Below are 16,898 nucleotides of genomic sequence, written 5' to 3' on the forward strand. Positions count from 1 at the left end.
CATGCCGATTGCCATCTTGGTTGTTGCTGCTTTGTGGGCTTGGGGCGTTGAAGGCGGGGTTGCCTGCATGATGCTGCGCGTTGGCGCCCGCACGGTCTGTGCTCTGTGCGGCTTGGGATTGCCCGGTTTGATACCCGGCTTGATGCCCAGCTTGATGCCCAGCCTGATGCGGCGTGCTTGCGGTTTGCGCCGTTGCGGATTGCGATGCCGGGCGCTGCCATGGCTTGCGCTGAAACCGCCCGGGCGGACGTTGCTGGCCCGGGCCGGCATCCGTCCTGGCATTGCCAACAGCACCGGCATCGGGGCCCGGGTTACCGCCTTCATCCTCCAGGGCCTCGAAGGCGGCGCAGATCCGGTCGCGCAGGCTTTCGAACCACAGGCGGGCACGCTCCTTGCGGGTGTCGAGGTCGGCTGGGCTGGGCTGGGAGGCGGACATATATAGTGTCTCCAGGTTCAAGAAGATTCGGGCTCGGGCGCCCTCAGGCTATCAGGATTAGGCCAGCCGGGCAGGATTAGGCCAGCCGGGCAGGGAAGCCGCCGGTCTGGCGCAGACCTTCGCCTAGTACCATGGCGGCGGCGGTAGCGACATTTATCGAGCGCAGGCCGGGTTGTATCGGGATCACCAGCCGGGCATCGGCGGCTTCGTGCACATGGTCTGGCGCGCCTTTGCTTTCCCGTCCCATCAGCACGGTATCGCCGGGCTGGAAACGGAATTCATGGTAGATTTGCGCCGCTTTGGTGGTCATCAGCAGCAGGCGGCCGGGCGGTCTTTCGGCCAGGAAGTCCTCCCAACTGGCATGGCGGTGGATTTCCGCATGTTCCAGGTAATCCATGGCGCTGCGTTTGACCGCCGCCACCGAGAACGGGAAGCCGCACGGCTCTATTACATGCACGGGAACGCCCAGGCAGGCACCCAGGCGCAATTGGGTGCCCAGATTGGGCGGGATGTCGGGTTCGAACAGGGCTAATCGCATGGCTCAGGAATTTGCCTTCAAATTGCGGTTAATCAAGCAGTTTTCCGCCCTTGGCTGCCCTGCGGCAACCTGTCGCAGCAAATCCCCGAAATGCTGGACATGGAGCGGAGATAGTGAGAAATAAACGGCCTTGTTCGCAAGTTGACATCTGAGGGACCAATGGCAGGGACTGCGCCCCACTCCCAGGCCGGCAACGCCGCGCCGACCCGTCGCGATTTCATCGTGATAACGGCTTCGGCCTTCGGTGCTGTTGGCGCCGCAGCGGCCCTGTGGCCTTTCGTACACCAGATGAACCCGTCGGCCGACGTGCTGGCCTTGTCCAGCACCGAGCTGGATTTGTCGCATATCGCCACGGGCCAGTCGGTCACCGTGCTGTGGCGCGGCAAGCCGGTTTTCGTCCGCCATCGTACGGCGGAAGAAATCGCGCAGGCCAAGAAGGACGACACCGCCGCTCTGCCCGATCCGGCCAAGGATGAAACCCGCGTGAAGAAGCCTGAATGGCTGGTGATGATGGGTGTGTGCACCCATCTCGGCTGCGTGCCGCTGGGCCAGAAGGGTGATTTCGGCGGCTGGTTCTGCCCTTGCCACGGCTCGCATTACGATACGTCGGGCCGTATCCGCAAAGGCCCGGCGCCGCTCAATCTGCCGATCCCGGAATACACCTTCCTCTCTGATACCCGCATCCGCATCGGCTGAGGATAAAAAACATGGCCAACAACAACGCCCCCACCTCCGGTTTCTACGCCAACCCGGTCGTCAAGTGGATCGAGTACCGCCTGCCGGTCTTCTCCACGCTGGACCATATGGTCGGCAGCAAGTATCCGACGCCGAAAAATCTGAATTACTGGTGGAATTTCGGCTCGCTGGCCGGTCTCTGCCTGGTGGTGCAGATCCTCACCGGCATCGTGCTGGTGATGCATTACACCCCGCATACCTCGCTGGCCTTCGACTCGGTCGAGCATATCATGCGCGACGTGAATTACGGCTGGCTGCTGCGTTACATGCATGCCAACGGCGCCTCGATGTTCTTCATCGTGGTGTATATCCATATCTTCCGCGGCCTGTATTTCGGCTCCTACAAGAGCCCGCGTGAATTGCTGTGGTTCCTGGGCGTCATCATCCTGCTGCTAATGATGGCCACCGGCTTCATGGGCTATGTGCTGCCTTGGGGCCAGATGAGCTTCTGGGGCGCCACCGTGATCACCAACCTGTTCTCCGCCCTGCCTGTGGTTGGCGATCCGATCGTCCACTGGCTCTGGGGTGGCTTCGCGGTCGATAACCCCACGCTGAACCGCTTTTTCAGCCTGCATTACCTGCTGCCCTTCGTGCTGGTTGGCGTGATCATCCTGCATGTGCTGGCGCTGCATCAGTTCGGCTCCAACAATCCGCAGGGCATCGATGTGAAGGGCCCGCAGGATACCATCCCCTTCCATCCCTATTACACGATCAAGGATGCGGTGGGCGTTGGCTTCTTCCTGCTGTTCTTCAGCTTCTTCATCTTCTATGCGCCCAACTTCCTCGGCCATCCGGATAACTACATCCCGGCCAATCCGCTGGTGACGCCGGCGCATATCGTGCCGGAATGGTACTTCCTGCCATTCTACGCCATCCTGCGCTCGGTGCCGGATATCTGGTTCATCGAAGCCAAGCTTGGTGGCGTGCTGGCGATGTTCGGCGCCATCGCCATCCTGTTCCTGCTGCCCTGGCTGGATACCTCGAAGGTGCGTTCGGCGCGCTTCCGTCCGATCTACAAGCAGCTGACCTGGGTGTTCCTGATCACGTGTATCGGCCTGGGCTATTCCGGTGGCATGCCGGCTGAAGGCCTGCCGCTGATCATCGGCAAGATATGCACCGTCTATTACTTCCTGCATTTCCTGGTTGTGATGCCGCTGGTCGGGTGGTTTGAAAAACCCACCAAACTGCCGGCCTCGATCAGCGAGCCCGTGCTCAAAGCCCAGGCGGCGGAGTGAAGGCCATGCGCAAGGATTTCGCCCCCATGACCTCCCTCAAGCTGCTGGCTGCCGCTGTTGTGGTTGCCCTTGGTCTCAATGGCCCCGCCCTGGCCGCCGGCGATGCCGATCCGGCTCCTGCGGTGAACTGGTCGTTCAATGGCCCGTTCGGCACCTTCGACCGTGCTGAGTTGCAGCGCGGCTATCAGGTGTACAAGGAAGTCTGCGCCGCATGCCATGCGATGAAGTTCGTCGCCTTCCGCAATCTCGCGGATCCGGGCGGCCCGGGCTTCAGCGCGGCCGAAGTGAAGGCCCTGGCCGCCACCTTCGAGGTGACCGATGGCCCGAACGACGACGGCGAGATGTTCAAGCGTCCCGGTCTGCCGCAAGATAAGTTCCCGTCGCCCTTCCCGAACCAGAAGGCTGCCCGTGCCGCCAATGGCGGCGCCTATCCGCTGGATCTTTCGCTGATCGCCAAGGCGCGTCCGCAGGGCCCGGATTATCTGGCTGCTCTGCTGGGTGCCGGTTACACCCAGCCGCCGGCCGGCTTCGCGCTGGGCGAAGGCCTGCATTACAACAAGTATTTCCCGGGCCACCAGATCGCCATGCCCAAGCCGCTGAATCCCGATCAGGTGACCTATGCCGACGGCACCAAGGCCACCGTGGAGCAGATGGCGCATGACGTATCCGCCTTCCTGATGTGGGCTGCCGAGCCCAAGCTGGAAGAGCGCAAGCGCCTGGGCCTGAAGGTGATGATCTTCCTGGTGGTGCTGACCGGCCTGTTCATGGCCGCCAAGAAGCGCATCTGGAAGGACGTGCATTGATCGCTGCAACAGCAGTGTAACGAAAAGGCCGCCTTACCGGCGGCCTTTTTTGTTGCGCGGATGGGGGCGGTTTGGTTAAGTCGCGCGCGGGTTTGCGGGGATTCGAGGGATTGATCATGGCGAAAGCGAAGATGAAGAAGCCGCCTGTCAAAAAGGCGCCTGTAAAAAAGCCGGCTGCCAAGAAGGCGCCGGTAAAGAAGGCTGCCGTGAAAAAGGCAGCCAGCAAGCAGGCAGCCGTTAAGAAGTCGCCCGCAAAGAAAGCCGGCACCAAGGCCGTGGCCTGGACCAAGCCCTATATCGCCAAGAAGGGTGAGCCGGTGCGTATCGGTGTGCTCGGCGGCAGCGGTCTTTATGGCATGGCCGGCCTGAAGAACACCAAATGGCGCAAGGTTTCCACGCCCTGGGGTGATCCGTCCGATGAGTTGCTGTTCGGCAGCCTGGATGGTGCCGAGCTGGTGTTTCTGCCGCGCCATGGCCGTGGCCATGTGCATTCGCCCTCGGAAGTGAATTACCGAGCCAATATCGATGCTTTGAAGCGCGTGGGCTGCCACGATGTGATCTCGGTCTCGGCCTGCGGCTCGTTCAAGGAGCATCTGCCCCCGGGCCATTTCGTGATCGTCGATCAGTTCATCGACCGCACGTTCATGCGGCAGAAGAGCTTCTTCTCCACCGGCATGGTGGCGCATGTCTCGGCCGCGCATCCGGTCTGCCATCGCCTGGGCGATGCACTGGAGCTGGCCGCCAAGGAAGCCAACATTCCCACCCAGCGCGGCGGCACGTATCTGTGCATGGAGGGGCCGCAATTCTCCACCCAGGCGGAAAGCTTCCTCTACAAGAGCTGGGGGTGCGACGTGATCGGCATGACCAATGCGCCGGAAGCCAAGCTGGCCCGTGAAGCCGAGCTTTGCTATGCCAGCGTGGCGATGGTCACCGATTTCGATTGCTGGCATCCCGATCACGACCATGTGGATGTGGCCGCCGTGATCCGCGTGCTGCTCGGCAATGCAGAGAAGGGCCAGTCGCTGGTGGCCCATGCCGTGAAGCATCTGATCGATCGTCCGGATCATTGCCCCCAGGGCTGCGATACGGTGCTGGATACGGCGCTGATCACCGCGCCGGAAAAGCGCGATCCCAAGGTGCTGAAGAAACTCGATGCGGTTGCCGGCCGCGTATTGAAGGCCTGAAGAAAAAGGAACCGATTTCCCATGCAGGGTATCAAGGACAAGATTCGCGCCATCCCGGATTATCCCAAGCCGGGTATCATTTTCCGCGACATCACCACGCTGTTGCAGGATGCGCGCGGTTTCCGCAAGACCATCGACGAGATGGTGCAGCCTTACGCCGGCACCCGCATCGACAAGGTGGTGGGCATCGAGGCGCGCGGCTTCATCCTGGGCGGCGCCATCGCGCATCAGCTTTCCATCGGCTTCGTGCCGGTGCGCAAGCGCGGCAAGCTGCCCTACAAGACCATGCAGCAGCAATATCAGCTCGAATACGGCACCGATGTGATGGAAATCCATGTGGATGCCATCCAGCCCGGCGAGCAGATCCTGCTGGTGGACGACCTGATCGCCACCGGCGGCACCGCCGAGGCCGCGATCAAGCTGATCCGGCATTATGAAGGCGTGGTGATCGGTTGTTCCTTCATCGTCGATCTGCCGGAACTGGGCGGCCGCAAGCGGCTCGAGGCGATGGATGTGAAGGTGCTGGCGCTCTGCGAATTCGACGGCCACTAAGGCGGCCCTTGCTCAAAGGAGCGCGGCCATGGCCCATGGCCTGACAGGCATAGATCATACCGTGCTGGCCGCTGCCGATCTGGAAGCGGCGCGGCAAACCTATGCCCGGCTGGGCTTCACGCTTACGCCGCGCGGCCGGCATATCGGCTGGGCGACGGGCAATTACTGCATCATGTTCGGCGGCAATTACATCGAATTGCTTGGCATCGCAGAACCGGGCGGTTTCACGGCCGGCCTGGAGCAAGCCTTGGCGCAGCGCGGCGAAGGCGTGCACAAGATCGTGCTGGGCAGCCAGGATGCCGCGGCCAGCCAAGCGGCCTTGCTGCGATCCGGTTTCGCTGCGTCCGATCCGCAAAGCCTGAAACGCGCATTGGAATTGCCCGAGGGAGATGTGCTGCCGGCCTTTACGCTGGTGCATCTGCCGCCGGAGGCCACGCCGCAGGCCTCGATGTTCGTCTGCCAGCATCTGACGCCCGAATTGCTGCGCCGGCCGCAATGGCTGCTGCATCCCAATGGCGCCACCCATCTGGCTGGTTGCGTGGTGGTCTGCGACGAGCCGGCGGCGTTGGAGCCGCATTATGAGCGCCTGTTCGGCGCCGGCACCTGCGTGCGTACCGATCGCATGCTGGCGGCGCGGATCGGCGGCGAGCATATCCTGTTCGTCACGCCCACGGATCTGGAAACCCTGTTCCCCGATCTCGAGCATGCCGAACGCACGCTGCCATATGTGGCTGGCATGCGTTTGCGGGTACATAATCCGGATGCTGCCGCGCAGTATTTCGCGCGGACAGGCGTGGCGTATGAACGGGCGCTGGATGGCACCGTGCTGGTGCCGGCAGAAGCCGCCCATGGCTGCTTCCTGGAATTCTCGGCGCGGGTTTAAGCCGCGAACCAACGCTCCACGGTTCGATCCGGCAGGCGGTGCAACAGCCATACTAGCCCAGCCACGATGGCCAGGGTGAGGATCACCCGGCCGACCAGGATCACCCAGATATCGGCACCCAGCAGCCAGAGCAACAGGGTGTCTTCGATCAGCGCATGCGATAGCGACAGCCAGCAAAGTGCCGGCACCAACTGACGCGGGGTGAAATCGCCATTGCGTGCCTGTTCGATGATCAGCCCGCCGCCATAGGTAAGCCCCAGCAGCACGCCTAGCGTGGTGACCGGGGCCAGTTTGTCATCCAGCCCGGACCAGCGCAGCAGCGGGCCCAGCGCCTGGGTGAAGCGCCTCGTGATGCCCAGGCGATCCATGGCATCCAGCAGCATCAGCAGGCCCAGGATGATCAGTCCGATCAGCGCGAAGCTTTCAGCCGCACCCAGCAGCCATTCGCCCCAGCCGATCTCGCCGCTGCCGGCCCCGGCATCGCTATTGTGCGCAGCCAGACGGCTGAGGTCGGCCGGCTCGGCCAGCCAGCCGGTGGCGGCGGAAACATGCGCCACCAGGCTGCCATAGAGCAGGGCGGTGGCGGCGCGCAAAAGTGCTGTGAACCAGAAGCTGGCTCCGGCGCGGCGCACGATGGCCTGTTCCATCGGCAGGCCATGGGCAAACAGCATCATCGCCGCCAACGCTGCCAATTGGCCTTGGCTGAGCGAGATATGGCCTTCCAGGCCCAGCCCCAGGCCCAGCAAGGCACCCAGGCCGCCATAAATGCCCACCAGAGCGGTGCTGACCCAGACCAGAGCGGCTTCCGGCGGCAGGCCGGTGATCCCGAAGGCGGGCGCTATGGCGCCGGCAAGCCAAGCCACCAGGCCGAAATCCTCGGCCAGCTTCACCGCCAGCATCACCGGCAGCATGATCTTGATCAGATCGAGAAACAGTCGCCAGGTGCGGCGGCCCAATGCGGTGAGATAGGTCATGATGCTTTTGCAGGATAGGGAAGGAAGCGCGGGCTAAGAAGCAGGCAAAGAAAAAGCCGCCCGGTTAGGCGGCTTTCGCTATAGAAACGAATCCAGGCTGCGAGCCGGACGACTCGTAACCGGATTGCGGCAATATAGTTTTTACGCGGTGCCTTCGCGCTGGGCGCGCTTGCGAGCCAGCTTGCGGGCGCGGCGGATCGCCTCGGCCTTTTCACGGGCGCGGCGCTCAGACGGCTTCTCGTAATGGCCACGCAGCTTCATCTCACGGAAGATGCCTTCGCGCTGCATCTTCTTCTTGAGCGCCTTGAGGGCCTGGTCGACATTGTTATCACGAACGAGAACTTGCACTTTCGCACTGTCCTTTCGGTCTAGCCCGGCGTTCCGCTCGCGGATGCGAGCCGGGCGTCGTAGCGGTGCCCATTTGGGCGGGGCCCTCCATCTAGGTCGATGGCATCCAGGTGGAGGGCATCCAGGTGGAGGGCGTTGGGTTAAAATTTCGGGGCCGGAACATACCGGTGATTCCGGTATGTTCCGACGGAGGTGGGCTTCTAACATGCCGGGCTTGCTTTGTGAAGCGGGATTTCCGGTCAATCTGGCGGAAAAAAGCCCTAATTTCCGGGCTTTGGTCTGGGCTGCGGCAGCCTGGACATCGCTTTCGGCGGGTTTTTCGCCTAGATTCGCCCCATAAGCCCCGCAAACCAGGAGGCTGTCCCATGGACTCCGCTACCGAAAACCATCTGTTGCCTGAAAAACGCCGCTTGCTGGAAGCTCTGCTCAGCCATGCCGCTTTCGATGGCTGGACCAGCCAGGCATTGGCGCGCGCGGCGCAGGATTGCGGCTTCGAAGCCGGGCTGGTAGCGCGGGCTTTCCCCGGCGGGGTTTTCGAGGCGCTGGATTTCTGGGTGCGGGAAACCGACCAGGCGATGATCAAGGCCTTCGATGCCCGCAATGGCAATGCGCTGAAAATCCGCGAGCGGATCGCGCTGGCGGTCATGCTGCGGCTGGAAATCGCCGCCCCGCATCGCGAGGCCTTGCGCCGTGCTTTATCGCTGGCGGCCATGCCGCATCTGGCACCGCGTTTCCTGGCGCAGCTTTACCGCACCGTGGATGCGATCTGGTATGCGGCAGGCGACACCGCCACCGATTTCAACTTCTATACCAAGCGTATGCTGCTGGCCGGCGTGTACAGCGCCACATTGCTGACCTGGCTGGATGACAGCAGCGAGGATTTTGCTGCTACGCGCGGTTTCCTGGCGCGTCGCATCGAGGATGTGATGAAAATTCAGAAGGCGCGCGGCGGGTTGGACAAGCTGCTGGCGCGATTGCCCGATCCGCGGCGCTTTATGAAACGGGTCAGACCGACAGGCTGATGAACTGGCCGGCCCGGTTGGGGCTGGTGGCGGTATTCACATTGCCATTGGCGCCGAAATTGACCTGCAGGCTGCTGGTCTCGCGCTCATCCTGACGCGGCTCGGAACGCGATGCGGCGCCCGGCGCTTGAGTGCTTAGTGCCTGAGTCTGCTGCGACTGACGACCGCTTTCGGCGCCCTCGTTCTCGCGCAAGGCATCGGAACGCTGCGAGCGGATATCGAGGCGGAAGGCTTCGTCGCTGCGCTGCTGCGCGGCTTCGGTGGCCTGGCGCTGCTGCTGATCGCGGCTGCTGCCGATGGCGCGATTGTCCGAGCCCGATGTCGGGTCGGTGGAGGAAAGGATCGGGCGCTGCAAAGAGGCGGCAGCGGAACCGGTGGTGCTATCGATGATCGTGGCCATGGCCAAACTTTCCGCATCGCTGGCGGGCATGATTCTCATGCCACGGCGATGATGGCCGCCGTTCTCGGCGCCCGGACAGATGGGCAATCATACCAGCCTTCGGCCGGAACGCCAATGCAGCATAAAAGGATATAAACCAGTGGCTTATGAAGCCGGACGCTGCCCCAGCGGATACAGCCGGGTGACATGGCCCATCTTGCGGCCCGGGCGGGCCTCGGCCTTGCCATAGAGATGCAGCTTGGTTTTCGGTTCGGCCAGCAGGCTGGGCCAGGCATCCACTTCGTCGCCGATCAGGTTTTCCATCACCGCATCGGCCAGGCGTTCCGTCGAGCCGAGCGGCAGGCCGCAGATGGCGCGCACATGCTGTTCGAATTGCGAGGTGAGGGCGGCATCCATGGTCCAATGGCCGGAATTATGCACGCGCGGCGCCAGTTCGTTCACCAGGATACGGCGCCCTTTGGTCTGCGGCGGCAGCACGAACATTTCTACTGCCAGCACGCCTACATAATGCAGGCCTTCGGCCAGGCGTTGGGCCATTGCATTGGCTTCATCCATCAGTGCTGCATCCAGTGCGGCCGGCGCATGGCTGCGCCACAGGATGTGATGGCGATGGATATTCTCCACCGGGCCCCATGAGGCAATCGCACCATCCAGGCCACGCGCCAGAACCACCGAGATTTCGCGCTCGAAGGGGATGAAACCCTCGGCGATCAGCAGATCGGAACCAAGCTGCTTGAATGCAGCCTCGGCCTGCTCTGCGCTGTCGATACGCACCTGGCCCTTGCCGTCATAGCCCATGCGGCGGGTTTTCAGGATCAGCGGCAGGCCCAGCTTGGCAATCGCCGCCTGCAGGTCGGCCAGGCTGGTCACCGCATGATAGGGCGCGGTGGGCGCATCATGGCGGTTGGCGAAATCCTTCTCGAACAGCCGGTCCTGCGTGATGCGCAGGGCATCCACGCCGGGGCGTACCGGAATCAGCTGCGCCAGGGCCGCCACCGGTTCCACCGGAATATTCTCGAATTCATAGGTGACAACATCCACCTCCGCGGCAAAGGCCTGCAGGGCTGCAATGTCGGTGTAATCGGCGCGGGTGCAGCGTTCGCTTACCTGGGCGGCCGGCGGATCGTTCTCGGGGGCGTAGATATGGCAGCGATAGCCCAAAGGCGCCGCCGCCAGGGCGATCATGCGGCCCAATTGGCCACCGCCCAGAATGCCGATCCGGCTGCCGGGAGCAAGACCTTTGGGAGCAAGCGCCATATCAGGCTTTCCTATCTCACGCTTCCGAACGCGGCTTCAGTTTCACCGCGCGGGTCTGCTTGGTGCGCCAGGCCTGCAGGCGGGCCGATAGGGCTTCGTCTTCCAGCGCCAGGATGCTGGCGGCGAACAGGGCGGCATTCACCGCGCCGGCGCGGCCCACGGCCAGGCAACCGACCGGAATACCGGCTGGCATCTGCTGGATCGAAAGCAGGCTATCCAGCCCCTTCAGCGCCTTGCTTTCCACCGGCACGCCCAGCACCGGCAGGTGGGTCATGGCGGCAGCCATGCCGGGCAGATGGGCGGCACCGCCGGCTCCGGCGATGATCACCTTCAGGCCGCGCGGCGCGGCCGCGTTGGCATAGGCATAAAGCCGATCGGGCGTGCGATGGGCGGAAACGATGCGATGCTCGGCCGGAATCTTCAGCGCGGCCAGAATCTCGGCGGCATGGGTCATGGTGGCCCAATCCGACTGGCTGCCCATGATGATACCCACCAATGGCGGCTTGGACATTGGCGCCTTCCGGGGCTTGGCTGCCTTGGTTTCGGCGCTTTTGCGGGATTTACTCGGCTTGCTTGGGCTCGCCATGCTGTGTCCTGACCTGACGGTGCTGTCGGAAAGCGGCGGATTATAGGGAACCGACCCGAAGTGTAAACAGCCGGCCATGATCCACATTTTGTTAACGAATACGGATAGTATAGTGGCTGTTTAACAATGGCTCAGTATATGGCTTGGCCAGTATGGAGCCCATTACGTGCTCCGGCATGAGGCAAGGAATACGCCTGGAATGAGCAGGATCGACGATCGACGGCCGATTGGCATGCCCCCCGGAGGCGTGCCGGTTGGCGGGCCTGGGCCGGTTGGCACTGCTGGCGGTGGCGGTCCTCGCGGTGTGTCGGGCGTCGGCGCAATCGCTCCGCAGCAGGCGGTCGGCACGGGTTCGCCGGCGGCCACCGCTTCGGTGATGGGCATTCCGGAAATCGAACTCACGCCCCGGGTGCGCGATGCGGTGATGGCGCTGATGCGCGAAGTGGATCACCTGCGCAACGAACTCAACCGCACCAAGCTGCGGCTGGCAGATCTTGAACGGCTGGCAGACCGCGATACGCTCACGCCGCTCTATAACCGCCGCGCCTTCGTGCGCGAACTCAGCCGTGCGATGGCCCATGTGGAGCGTTTCAGCCGGCCATCCTGCCTGGTGTATTTCGATTTGAATGGCTTGAAGGATATCAATGATCGCCATGGCCATGGTGCCGGCGATGCGGCGCTGATCCAGGTTGGCCAGGTATTGCTGGATGAGACCCGCGATACCGATGTGGTGGCGCGCCTGGGCGGCGACGAATATGGCGTGATCCTGTCTGAAACCGATGCATTGCAGGGGCGCGAGATGGCCGATCGCCTGGCCAGTGCTATCCAGCACCGGCCACTGCATTGGGAAGGCCAGGTGCTGCCGCTGGATGCCGCTTATGGCATTTATCCGCTCAAGCCCGGCGAGGATCCCGGCGCCGCCTTGGCGGCGGCCGACCAGATGATGTACAGCCACAAGCTCGCCCGGCGGGCCGGGCGTTAGGCTTAAAGCGCACTTTAAAGCGGCGCGTTGCCGGTATGCGTAGCGCCGGCGGCGGCGGCTTTCACCAGATGCACGATGCTGGCGCGGGTGGCGGGATCGCGCACCAGGCCGAAATGATGCAGCAGATCCAGCGCCTGACGCTGCGGGCGGGCGGCATCGCCCTCGATGCCGGCATCCAGCAATTCAGACAGATCATTGGCCGTGGCCGGTTGCGGCGCGCGCTGTGCGCCATCCACGCCTTCGAAGAAATAGGCCGGCGAGACGTTGAGCAATTCGGCGAATTGCTGCAGACGGCTGGCGCCGATGCGGTTCATGCCTTTTTCGTATTTCTGCACCTGCTGGAAGGTGAGGCCGACAAAGGCGGCGAGCTTGCCCTGGCTATAACCGGCCAGCAGGCGCGCCGAACGCAGGCGACTGCCAACATGAACATCCATCGGGTGCGGGTGGGTGGATTTCTGTCTTTTCACTTTGGGCCTCGTGTCACTAGGTGAAGTCACTGCAACTCAAGCGGCGTACGTTGAAACACATCGAAGGGCAGGGTGACGATGAAACGGCCCTGCACGGGAACGGCCACGCGGCGGTAATCCACCTGCGTCGATTGGATATGCTGAAGCTGCGTACGGTCTTCCGCGGCCAGATTGCGCAGGTTGCGATACAGGAACAGCCCATAGGCAGGATCGTTCAGCGAGCGCAGATCGCGGCCGATCACCGAAGGCGCCACCTTCAGCGGAATATCGGCACCGCAATGCACCGGAAAAACCTGATCCTCGGTGATCATCAGGATATGCGCCTGCTTCAGATAGCCGGTCTCGGCCAGGTAATCGGCCACCTGCCGGCCGGAATTGCGCAGGCCATCGGCCACCGCCAGCAGCACGCGGAGATCGGGTCGCTCATCGGGCTGGATGGGTTCTTCCACCAGCCGCCAGGTTGGCGCGGCGGAGGCTGTATTCCAGCGCATCTCGTCGAACAGGCCAGGCAGGCCGCGGTCGGCAAAAAGCCGGTCCAGTGCTTCCACATCCTCGAAGGTCACCCGGTTCTGGCCTTTCAGCCAGGACCGCACGGTGGTTTCGTGGCGATCCAAGGCCTGGGCCAGGCCGCCAAGGGTCAGGCCCAGGGTGTGGCAGCGATCGATCACCGCCCGTTGCAGAGGCTCTGGCACGCCGGCTGATTGGCCAATAATAATTTGGCCTTTCAATGGCTTGTCGGCAATTTCCTGGTCCGGAATGCGGCTTTTGGCCAGCTTGCCCATCGGGTGAAACCTTGGATCGTTTGTGTAGTCTAGGATATTTCCAAGTCCGATGATATTTCCGTTTCATGGCGATTTCAACCAATAATATTCTTTTCCAGAATCTTGGCCCTTGTAGAGTGAGTCGGCTGCTCGGCTACTGTGTATTGCGGCATTTCCGCATAACGCTCGAGCAGGCTCTGGCGCGGTGCATGGGCCAGGTACAACTCCTCGGGGAAGCCGGTCCCCAGGCAATAGGACACCGCCGCCCGAGCCGCTGCGCTGAAGCCGTAACCACTGGCCGACAGAGCCAGCGGGATATGCTGAGGCCGCACGAAACCGAAAGTGTGATCTACGCGGAACGATTTCACCAAAGTGGCCTGCGCGAATTGCACAGCCAGGCCGATCAGCTGTTTACGGCGCCATTGCGGATTGGTCCAACCGCCGCCGATATAACCCAAGCGGCCATTCAACTGCGTGCCATGCACAGCCATGCGCGGCGCAAAGGGCAGAGCGCCTTGCTCGTTGAAAAAACTCTGGTCGTTGAGCAGTTTTGCCAGGCCGCCGCGCCAGGCTGGCATATCCAGGCAACGCGCCGCGCAGATTGCGATGGCTTCGCGTTCCGGGCTCAAAATCTGCACCCAGAAAAAATTCTTCGCCGAGATGTTCACGAAGGCGCTATCCAGCGGCGTGGCCGGGTCATGGCCTTCATTCGCCTTGGCGAAGGCACGATAGGCATCGGGATCTGGATGCAGCTTGATGCCAAGGCCGGCATCCAGCAAGGCGCGCACGATGGCGGCCAGGTGAGAGTCGATGTTGTAGGTGGGTTTCACGCCACCCTGGATCAGTTGAAGCATGTTCGGTCTCCGTCGCAAATGCCCGTTTAGAGCGCGGGCTAAGCAACTGCGAACCGGTAATGCAAAACGGTCAAGCGATCTTCTTTGCGGAACCACCCGCTGAGGCGGAAAATATGCGGTTTGTAGATTTATAAGGGTGTGGATAACGTTTAACGCGCGATTCCACGCACGCAGTTGGATAAGCCTCCGTGCCGGCAGCACAACTTATAAACAGGTGGCTTTTTAATGATCCAGATTGCCTAGAGTGCCGATGCGCGTGATCGGCGCCGATCAGCCTTTGCTATTGCCCTGTTTGGGCAGGCTGGCGGCTTCTGTGGCGCTTGCTGCGGTTTTCACCAGATGCACCAGGCTGGCCCTCAGGGCCGGATCCGTGATGCGGTTGAAGTGATAGACCAGATCGACGGTTTGCCGGTTGGGCGAAGGCATTGCGGCATTGTCAGATATGCTTGGCGCACCGCCGGCATAGAGTTCGGCACTGGTCTGGTCGGCAACACCATCGACCGGCAGGGCAGCGGGTGTTTCATTTTCCAGCCCGCCTTCGAAGAAATAGCTCGGCGGCACGTTCAGCAATTGCGCGAATTGCTGCAAGCGGCTGGCGCCGATGCGGTTCAGGCCCTTCTCGTATTTCTGAATCTGCTGAAAGGTCAGGTCCACATGCTTGCCCAGAACGCTCTGGCTGAAGCCCGACAATAACCGCGCCGCACGCAGGCGGCGGCCAACCTGGATATCCATCGGATGCGGGAAATCAGAGCGCTTACGTTTCATGCGGCACCGGATGACAGAGGCAGGGACACGACAAAACTTTCACTCAAAGGCAGTGAAAACAGCAGGCAGGAGCCATGCGGCGAGATCAGGCGCAACAGGCGCGGCCGCCTTTCGTTGGAAACGGTCTGCGCCAGCAATTGTCGGTGCAAGGTGTTGCCAAGCCCCGGATCGGTATGGCGGCGCACGTCCTGCCCGACACTGAACTGACTGAAAGGCGGCGGACAATGGCTACCCAGATGCACGGCATAAATGCCGGCATCCAGGCGGAAATACAGGATGCTTTTTTCCAGCAAACCAAGCGCAGCCAGTTTGCTGAGCGGCGAATGGGGTGTGTTGTGATCATCGCCCAACCGCTGCAGTTTGATGCAATCCGTCTGCGTTCCGTCGGCGTCCAGCCTGTCGATGGAGGCCAGCGGTTCTTCCTCGGCGCGCCAATGGCTGCGCGGCGGATGCGGGCGTAATTCCTCCAGCAGACCGTCATGCCCCAGATCCGCGAAATAAGAATCCAGCGCCAGCACATCTTCGAAAGCCACCCGGTTGGCGCCGCGCAGCCAGGCTCGCAATGTACTTTCATCCCGGCCAATGCCGGCAGCCACATGAGCAAGGGTGAATTTCAGGGCCTTCAATCGCGAACTGATAGCATCGCGTAATTGCTGGGCCACGCTACTGTCTGCAAAAGAACTATCCGGAGAACGTTTTGGCATAGTCGGGGATAATTCCTCGCTCGGGGATAGTTCCTATCGAATACTATGCGACTATAAATAGGTACGAGGAGGTTTACTGGGCCGGTGGGTTATTTCAAGTGATATTCATTCGTTTACTCGCATTTAGGATAGGTATGCTTCTAAACCGTATCGATAAAAATGTAAAATATATATTTTTAGTATGTATATACGGTGTATTCTATGAAAAAACGGCCCGGAAAAACCGGGCCGTCGCACTATTTTGGATATATGGCTGCGTGCTTCCGAGGGATCATTCGGGCGGCGGTTTGCGGGGCTGACCATCGCGCTTGCCGTTATGCCGCAGCATACCGTCTGCCAGGTGGCGCTGATATTCTTCGGCGCTGATCACACCATCCTTGTTCTCGTCCATCCGAACCAGACGGGCCTGGCGCATCTTCTCGCGCTGGCGGTCGTGGAAGGCCTGGATTTCCTCGGGCGAGATGATGCCATCCTTGTTGGTGTCGATCTCGGCGGTGCGGGCGGCGGCGAAAGCACGGATTTCCGCCTCGCTCAGCTTGCCATCGCCATCGGTGTCGATGGCCTTGAATGCCGCCGACTTTTCCCAGCGCGCGCGGTCCCCATGCGGAGGCATCGGCCCGGCATCGCGAGCTTGGGCGTTGATGGAAAAGGCGAGGCCGCTGACGGCGACAAGACCGGCCAGCAGACCGGTGTGAAGGCGGGTAAACCTGCGGGGGGACGTGATCGACATGGCGTTTGCTCCTGCAACGATGGACAAGGATCCGGTCGCTCCGATCCGCTTTAGCTGCGGGCCGTTTGCATCCGGATCATGTCAATCCACGCCATGCGATATGGCTTCCTGCGAAAATCGCTGCGAATAAATCCGCGCAGGATGTGGCCTGTTGCCGCGTGCAAGACCGCCAGTTCGGCTACTTACATGTGTTGGCGGATATGCGCGAGCAGGCCTTCGGTGGCTGCCTCGCAGAGGCGGAAAACCCGCTCGAAGCCATCGTTGCCGCCATAATAGGGATCGGGCAGTTCGCGCAGGCCGGCCTTGGCTGCGAAATCGAGATAATAGCGGATATTGCCGGTATTTCGTTGGCCGGATGGATTCTGCAACTGCAGTTTCTGCAGCGCGCGGTAATGTCCGTCATCCATCGCCAGCAGCAGATCGAAGCGCTCGAAATCCGCCGCCTCAACTTGGCGGGCACGCAGAGGGCGCAAATCCACGCCATATTGCAGGGCGGTGCGGATGGTGCGCGGATCCGGCGGATCGCCGATATGGTAGCCATGGGTGCCGGCGGAATCCACAGCCACACGGTCGGCCAGGCCTTGTGCTTGCAGATGATGGCGCAGCACCCCTTCGGCGGTGGGCGAGCGACAGATATTGCCGGTGCAGACCATCAGGATATTCATAACCGCTACTCTCCCCC

21 protein-coding genes are annotated in these 16,898 nt (G+C 61.9%); 8 read left to right on the forward strand and 13 right to left on the reverse strand.

Going from position 1 to position 16,898, the window contains the following annotated elements:
- Positions 1-512 precede the first annotated feature (512 nt).
- The gene (locus tag KF827_RS14230; RefSeq protein ID WP_291006823.1) at positions 513-974 is read right to left on the reverse strand and encodes a tRNA (cytidine(34)-2'-O)-methyltransferase; all 462 of its coding nucleotides are present in this window, start codon (positions 972-974) and stop codon (positions 513-515) included.
- A gap of 159 nt (positions 975-1,133) precedes the next feature.
- Here KF827_RS14230 and petA point away from each other — a divergent pair, with 159 nt between their 5' ends.
- From petA to KF827_RS14260, 6 genes are all read left to right on the forward strand, one after another.
- A complete protein-coding gene (gene petA, locus KF827_RS14235; protein WP_291006825.1) occupies positions 1,134-1,670 on the forward strand; it encodes a ubiquinol-cytochrome c reductase iron-sulfur subunit in 537 nt (178 codons plus the stop codon).
- Positions 1,671-1,681: 11 nt separating this feature from the next.
- Positions 1,682-2,944, forward strand: coding sequence for a cytochrome b/b6 (locus tag KF827_RS14240; RefSeq protein ID WP_291006827.1), 1,263 nt, complete (start codon positions 1,682-1,684; stop codon positions 2,942-2,944).
- Positions 2,945-2,970: 26 nt separating this feature from the next.
- Entirely contained in the window at positions 2,971-3,747 is a 777-nt protein-coding gene (locus tag KF827_RS14245) for a cytochrome c1 (RefSeq protein WP_291006829.1), read from the forward strand.
- Positions 3,748-4,043: 296 nt separating this feature from the next.
- Entirely contained in the window at positions 4,044-4,931 is an 888-nt protein-coding gene (locus KF827_RS14250) for an S-methyl-5'-thioadenosine phosphorylase (RefSeq protein ID WP_291006891.1), read from the forward strand.
- A gap of 21 nt (positions 4,932-4,952) precedes the next feature.
- Positions 4,953-5,483 carry an adenine phosphoribosyltransferase gene (locus KF827_RS14255; protein ID WP_291006831.1) on the forward strand — a complete coding sequence of 177 codons (531 nt, stop codon included), beginning with the start codon at positions 4,953-4,955 and terminating at the stop codon, positions 5,481-5,483.
- A 28-nt stretch (positions 5,484-5,511) separates the two neighbouring features.
- On the forward strand, positions 5,512-6,366 hold the full coding sequence (locus KF827_RS14260) for a VOC family protein (protein WP_291006833.1): 855 nt from the start codon (positions 5,512-5,514) through the stop codon (positions 6,364-6,366).
- Here the strand turns inward: KF827_RS14260 and KF827_RS14265 are convergent.
- On the reverse strand, positions 6,363-7,340 hold the full coding sequence (locus KF827_RS14265; RefSeq protein WP_291006835.1) for a hypothetical protein: 978 nt from the start codon (positions 7,338-7,340) through the stop codon (positions 6,363-6,365). The genes KF827_RS14260 and KF827_RS14265 overlap by 4 nt on opposite strands.
- Positions 7,341-7,481: 141 nt before the next feature.
- Positions 7,482-7,688: a 30S ribosomal protein S21 gene (rpsU, locus tag KF827_RS14270; protein ID WP_291006836.1), complete on the reverse strand. Its 207-nt coding sequence runs from the start codon at positions 7,686-7,688 to the stop codon at positions 7,482-7,484.
- A 365-nt stretch (positions 7,689-8,053) separates the two neighbouring features.
- Between rpsU and KF827_RS14275 the strand changes: the two genes are divergently transcribed.
- Entirely contained in the window at positions 8,054-8,710 is a 657-nt protein-coding gene (locus KF827_RS14275; protein WP_291006838.1) for a COQ9 family protein, read from the forward strand.
- On the opposite strand, the gene KF827_RS14280 is transcribed toward KF827_RS14275, so the two are convergent.
- The 3 genes from KF827_RS14280 to purE all read right to left on the reverse strand — a co-directional run bounded on the left by KF827_RS14280 (position 8,694) and on the right by purE (position 10,878).
- Positions 8,694-9,140, reverse strand: coding sequence for a hypothetical protein (locus KF827_RS14280; RefSeq protein WP_291006841.1), 447 nt, complete (start codon positions 9,138-9,140; stop codon positions 8,694-8,696). The two genes, KF827_RS14275 and KF827_RS14280, sit on opposite strands and share 17 nt — an antisense overlap.
- A gap of 114 nt (positions 9,141-9,254) precedes the next feature.
- Entirely contained in the window at positions 9,255-10,367 is a 1,113-nt protein-coding gene (locus KF827_RS14285; protein ID WP_291006843.1) for a 5-(carboxyamino)imidazole ribonucleotide synthase, read from the reverse strand.
- Positions 10,368-10,383: 16 nt separating this feature from the next.
- Positions 10,384-10,878 carry a 5-(carboxyamino)imidazole ribonucleotide mutase gene (gene purE, locus KF827_RS14290; protein WP_291006845.1) on the reverse strand — a complete coding sequence of 165 codons (495 nt, stop codon included), beginning with the start codon at positions 10,876-10,878 and terminating at the stop codon, positions 10,384-10,386.
- Positions 10,879-11,152: 274 nt separating this feature from the next.
- Here purE and KF827_RS14295 point away from each other — a divergent pair, with 274 nt between their 5' ends.
- Entirely contained in the window at positions 11,153-11,935 is a 783-nt protein-coding gene (locus KF827_RS14295; protein ID WP_291006847.1) for a GGDEF domain-containing protein, read from the forward strand.
- 14 nt (positions 11,936-11,949) lie between these two features.
- Here the strand turns inward: KF827_RS14295 and KF827_RS14300 are convergent, their stop codons facing one another.
- From KF827_RS14300 to KF827_RS14330, 7 genes are all read right to left on the reverse strand, one after another.
- Entirely contained in the window at positions 11,950-12,402 is a 453-nt protein-coding gene (locus tag KF827_RS14300; RefSeq protein ID WP_291006849.1) for a helix-turn-helix transcriptional regulator, read from the reverse strand.
- 26 nt (positions 12,403-12,428) lie between these two features.
- Complete coding sequence (locus tag KF827_RS14305) at positions 12,429-13,094, reverse strand: hypothetical protein (RefSeq protein ID WP_291006851.1); 666 nt, start codon at positions 13,092-13,094, stop codon at positions 12,429-12,431.
- Between the two features lie 164 nt (positions 13,095-13,258).
- Positions 13,259-14,017 (reverse strand): hypothetical protein, encoded by a 759-nt coding sequence (locus KF827_RS14310; protein ID WP_291006853.1) that lies wholly within the window; start codon positions 14,015-14,017, stop codon positions 13,259-13,261.
- 270 nt (positions 14,018-14,287) lie between these two features.
- Positions 14,288-14,782 (reverse strand): helix-turn-helix transcriptional regulator, encoded by a 495-nt coding sequence (locus KF827_RS14315; RefSeq protein ID WP_291006855.1) that lies wholly within the window; start codon positions 14,780-14,782, stop codon positions 14,288-14,290.
- Complete coding sequence (locus KF827_RS14320; RefSeq protein ID WP_291006856.1) at positions 14,779-15,444, reverse strand: hypothetical protein; 666 nt, start codon at positions 15,442-15,444, stop codon at positions 14,779-14,781. The genes KF827_RS14315 and KF827_RS14320 overlap by 4 nt, the downstream gene beginning before the upstream one ends.
- 313 nt (positions 15,445-15,757) lie before the next feature.
- Positions 15,758-16,216 carry an EF-hand domain-containing protein gene (locus tag KF827_RS14325; protein WP_291006858.1) on the reverse strand — a complete coding sequence of 153 codons (459 nt, stop codon included), beginning with the start codon at positions 16,214-16,216 and terminating at the stop codon, positions 15,758-15,760.
- Positions 16,217-16,398: 182 nt separating this feature from the next.
- A complete protein-coding gene (locus KF827_RS14330; RefSeq protein ID WP_291006860.1) occupies positions 16,399-16,881 on the reverse strand; it encodes a low molecular weight protein-tyrosine-phosphatase in 483 nt (160 codons plus the stop codon).
- Positions 16,882-16,898: the final 17 nt, after the last annotated feature.

It is taken from the genome of Ferrovibrio sp., from assembly GCF_019636075.1.
Lineage (GTDB): Bacteria > Pseudomonadota > Alphaproteobacteria > Ferrovibrionales > Ferrovibrionaceae > Ferrovibrio.

What these genes read in the sequence shown, in the direction of transcription:
- KF827_RS14275 (WP_291006838.1), top strand. Translation starts at nt 8,054, where the DNA reads ATGGACTCCGCTACCGAAAACCATCTGTTGCCTGAAAAACGCCGCTTG.
- KF827_RS14280 (WP_291006841.1), bottom strand. Translation starts at nt 9,140, where the DNA reads ATGCCCGCCAGCGATGCGGAAAGTTTGGCCATGGCCACGATCATCGAT.
- KF827_RS14240 (WP_291006827.1), top strand. Translation starts at nt 1,682, where the DNA reads ATGGCCAACAACAACGCCCCCACCTCCGGTTTCTACGCCAACCCGGTC.
- KF827_RS14255 (WP_291006831.1), top strand. Translation starts at nt 4,953, where the DNA reads ATGCAGGGTATCAAGGACAAGATTCGCGCCATCCCGGATTATCCCAAG.
- purE (WP_291006845.1), bottom strand. Translation starts at nt 10,878, where the DNA reads ATGTCCAAGCCGCCATTGGTGGGTATCATCATGGGCAGCCAGTCGGAT.
- KF827_RS14285 (WP_291006843.1), bottom strand. Translation starts at nt 10,367, where the DNA reads ATGGCGCTTGCTCCCAAAGGTCTTGCTCCCGGCAGCCGGATCGGCATT.
- KF827_RS14260 (WP_291006833.1), top strand. Translation starts at nt 5,512, where the DNA reads ATGGCCCATGGCCTGACAGGCATAGATCATACCGTGCTGGCCGCTGCC.
- KF827_RS14315 (WP_291006855.1), bottom strand. Translation starts at nt 14,782, where the DNA reads ATGAAACGTAAGCGCTCTGATTTCCCGCATCCGATGGATATCCAGGTT.
- KF827_RS14295 (WP_291006847.1), top strand. Translation starts at nt 11,153, where the DNA reads ATGAGCAGGATCGACGATCGACGGCCGATTGGCATGCCCCCCGGAGGC.
- KF827_RS14325 (WP_291006858.1), bottom strand. Translation starts at nt 16,216, where the DNA reads ATGTCGATCACGTCCCCCCGCAGGTTTACCCGCCTTCACACCGGTCTG.
- KF827_RS14245 (WP_291006829.1), top strand. Translation starts at nt 2,971, where the DNA reads ATGACCTCCCTCAAGCTGCTGGCTGCCGCTGTTGTGGTTGCCCTTGGT.
- KF827_RS14230 (WP_291006823.1), bottom strand. Translation starts at nt 974, where the DNA reads ATGCGATTAGCCCTGTTCGAACCCGACATCCCGCCCAATCTGGGCACC.
- KF827_RS14330 (WP_291006860.1), bottom strand. Translation starts at nt 16,881, where the DNA reads ATGAATATCCTGATGGTCTGCACCGGCAATATCTGTCGCTCGCCCACC.
- petA (WP_291006825.1), top strand. Translation starts at nt 1,134, where the DNA reads ATGGCAGGGACTGCGCCCCACTCCCAGGCCGGCAACGCCGCGCCGACC.
- KF827_RS14265 (WP_291006835.1), bottom strand. Translation starts at nt 7,340, where the DNA reads ATGACCTATCTCACCGCATTGGGCCGCCGCACCTGGCGACTGTTTCTC.
- KF827_RS14310 (WP_291006853.1), bottom strand. Translation starts at nt 14,017, where the DNA reads ATGCTTCAACTGATCCAGGGTGGCGTGAAACCCACCTACAACATCGAC.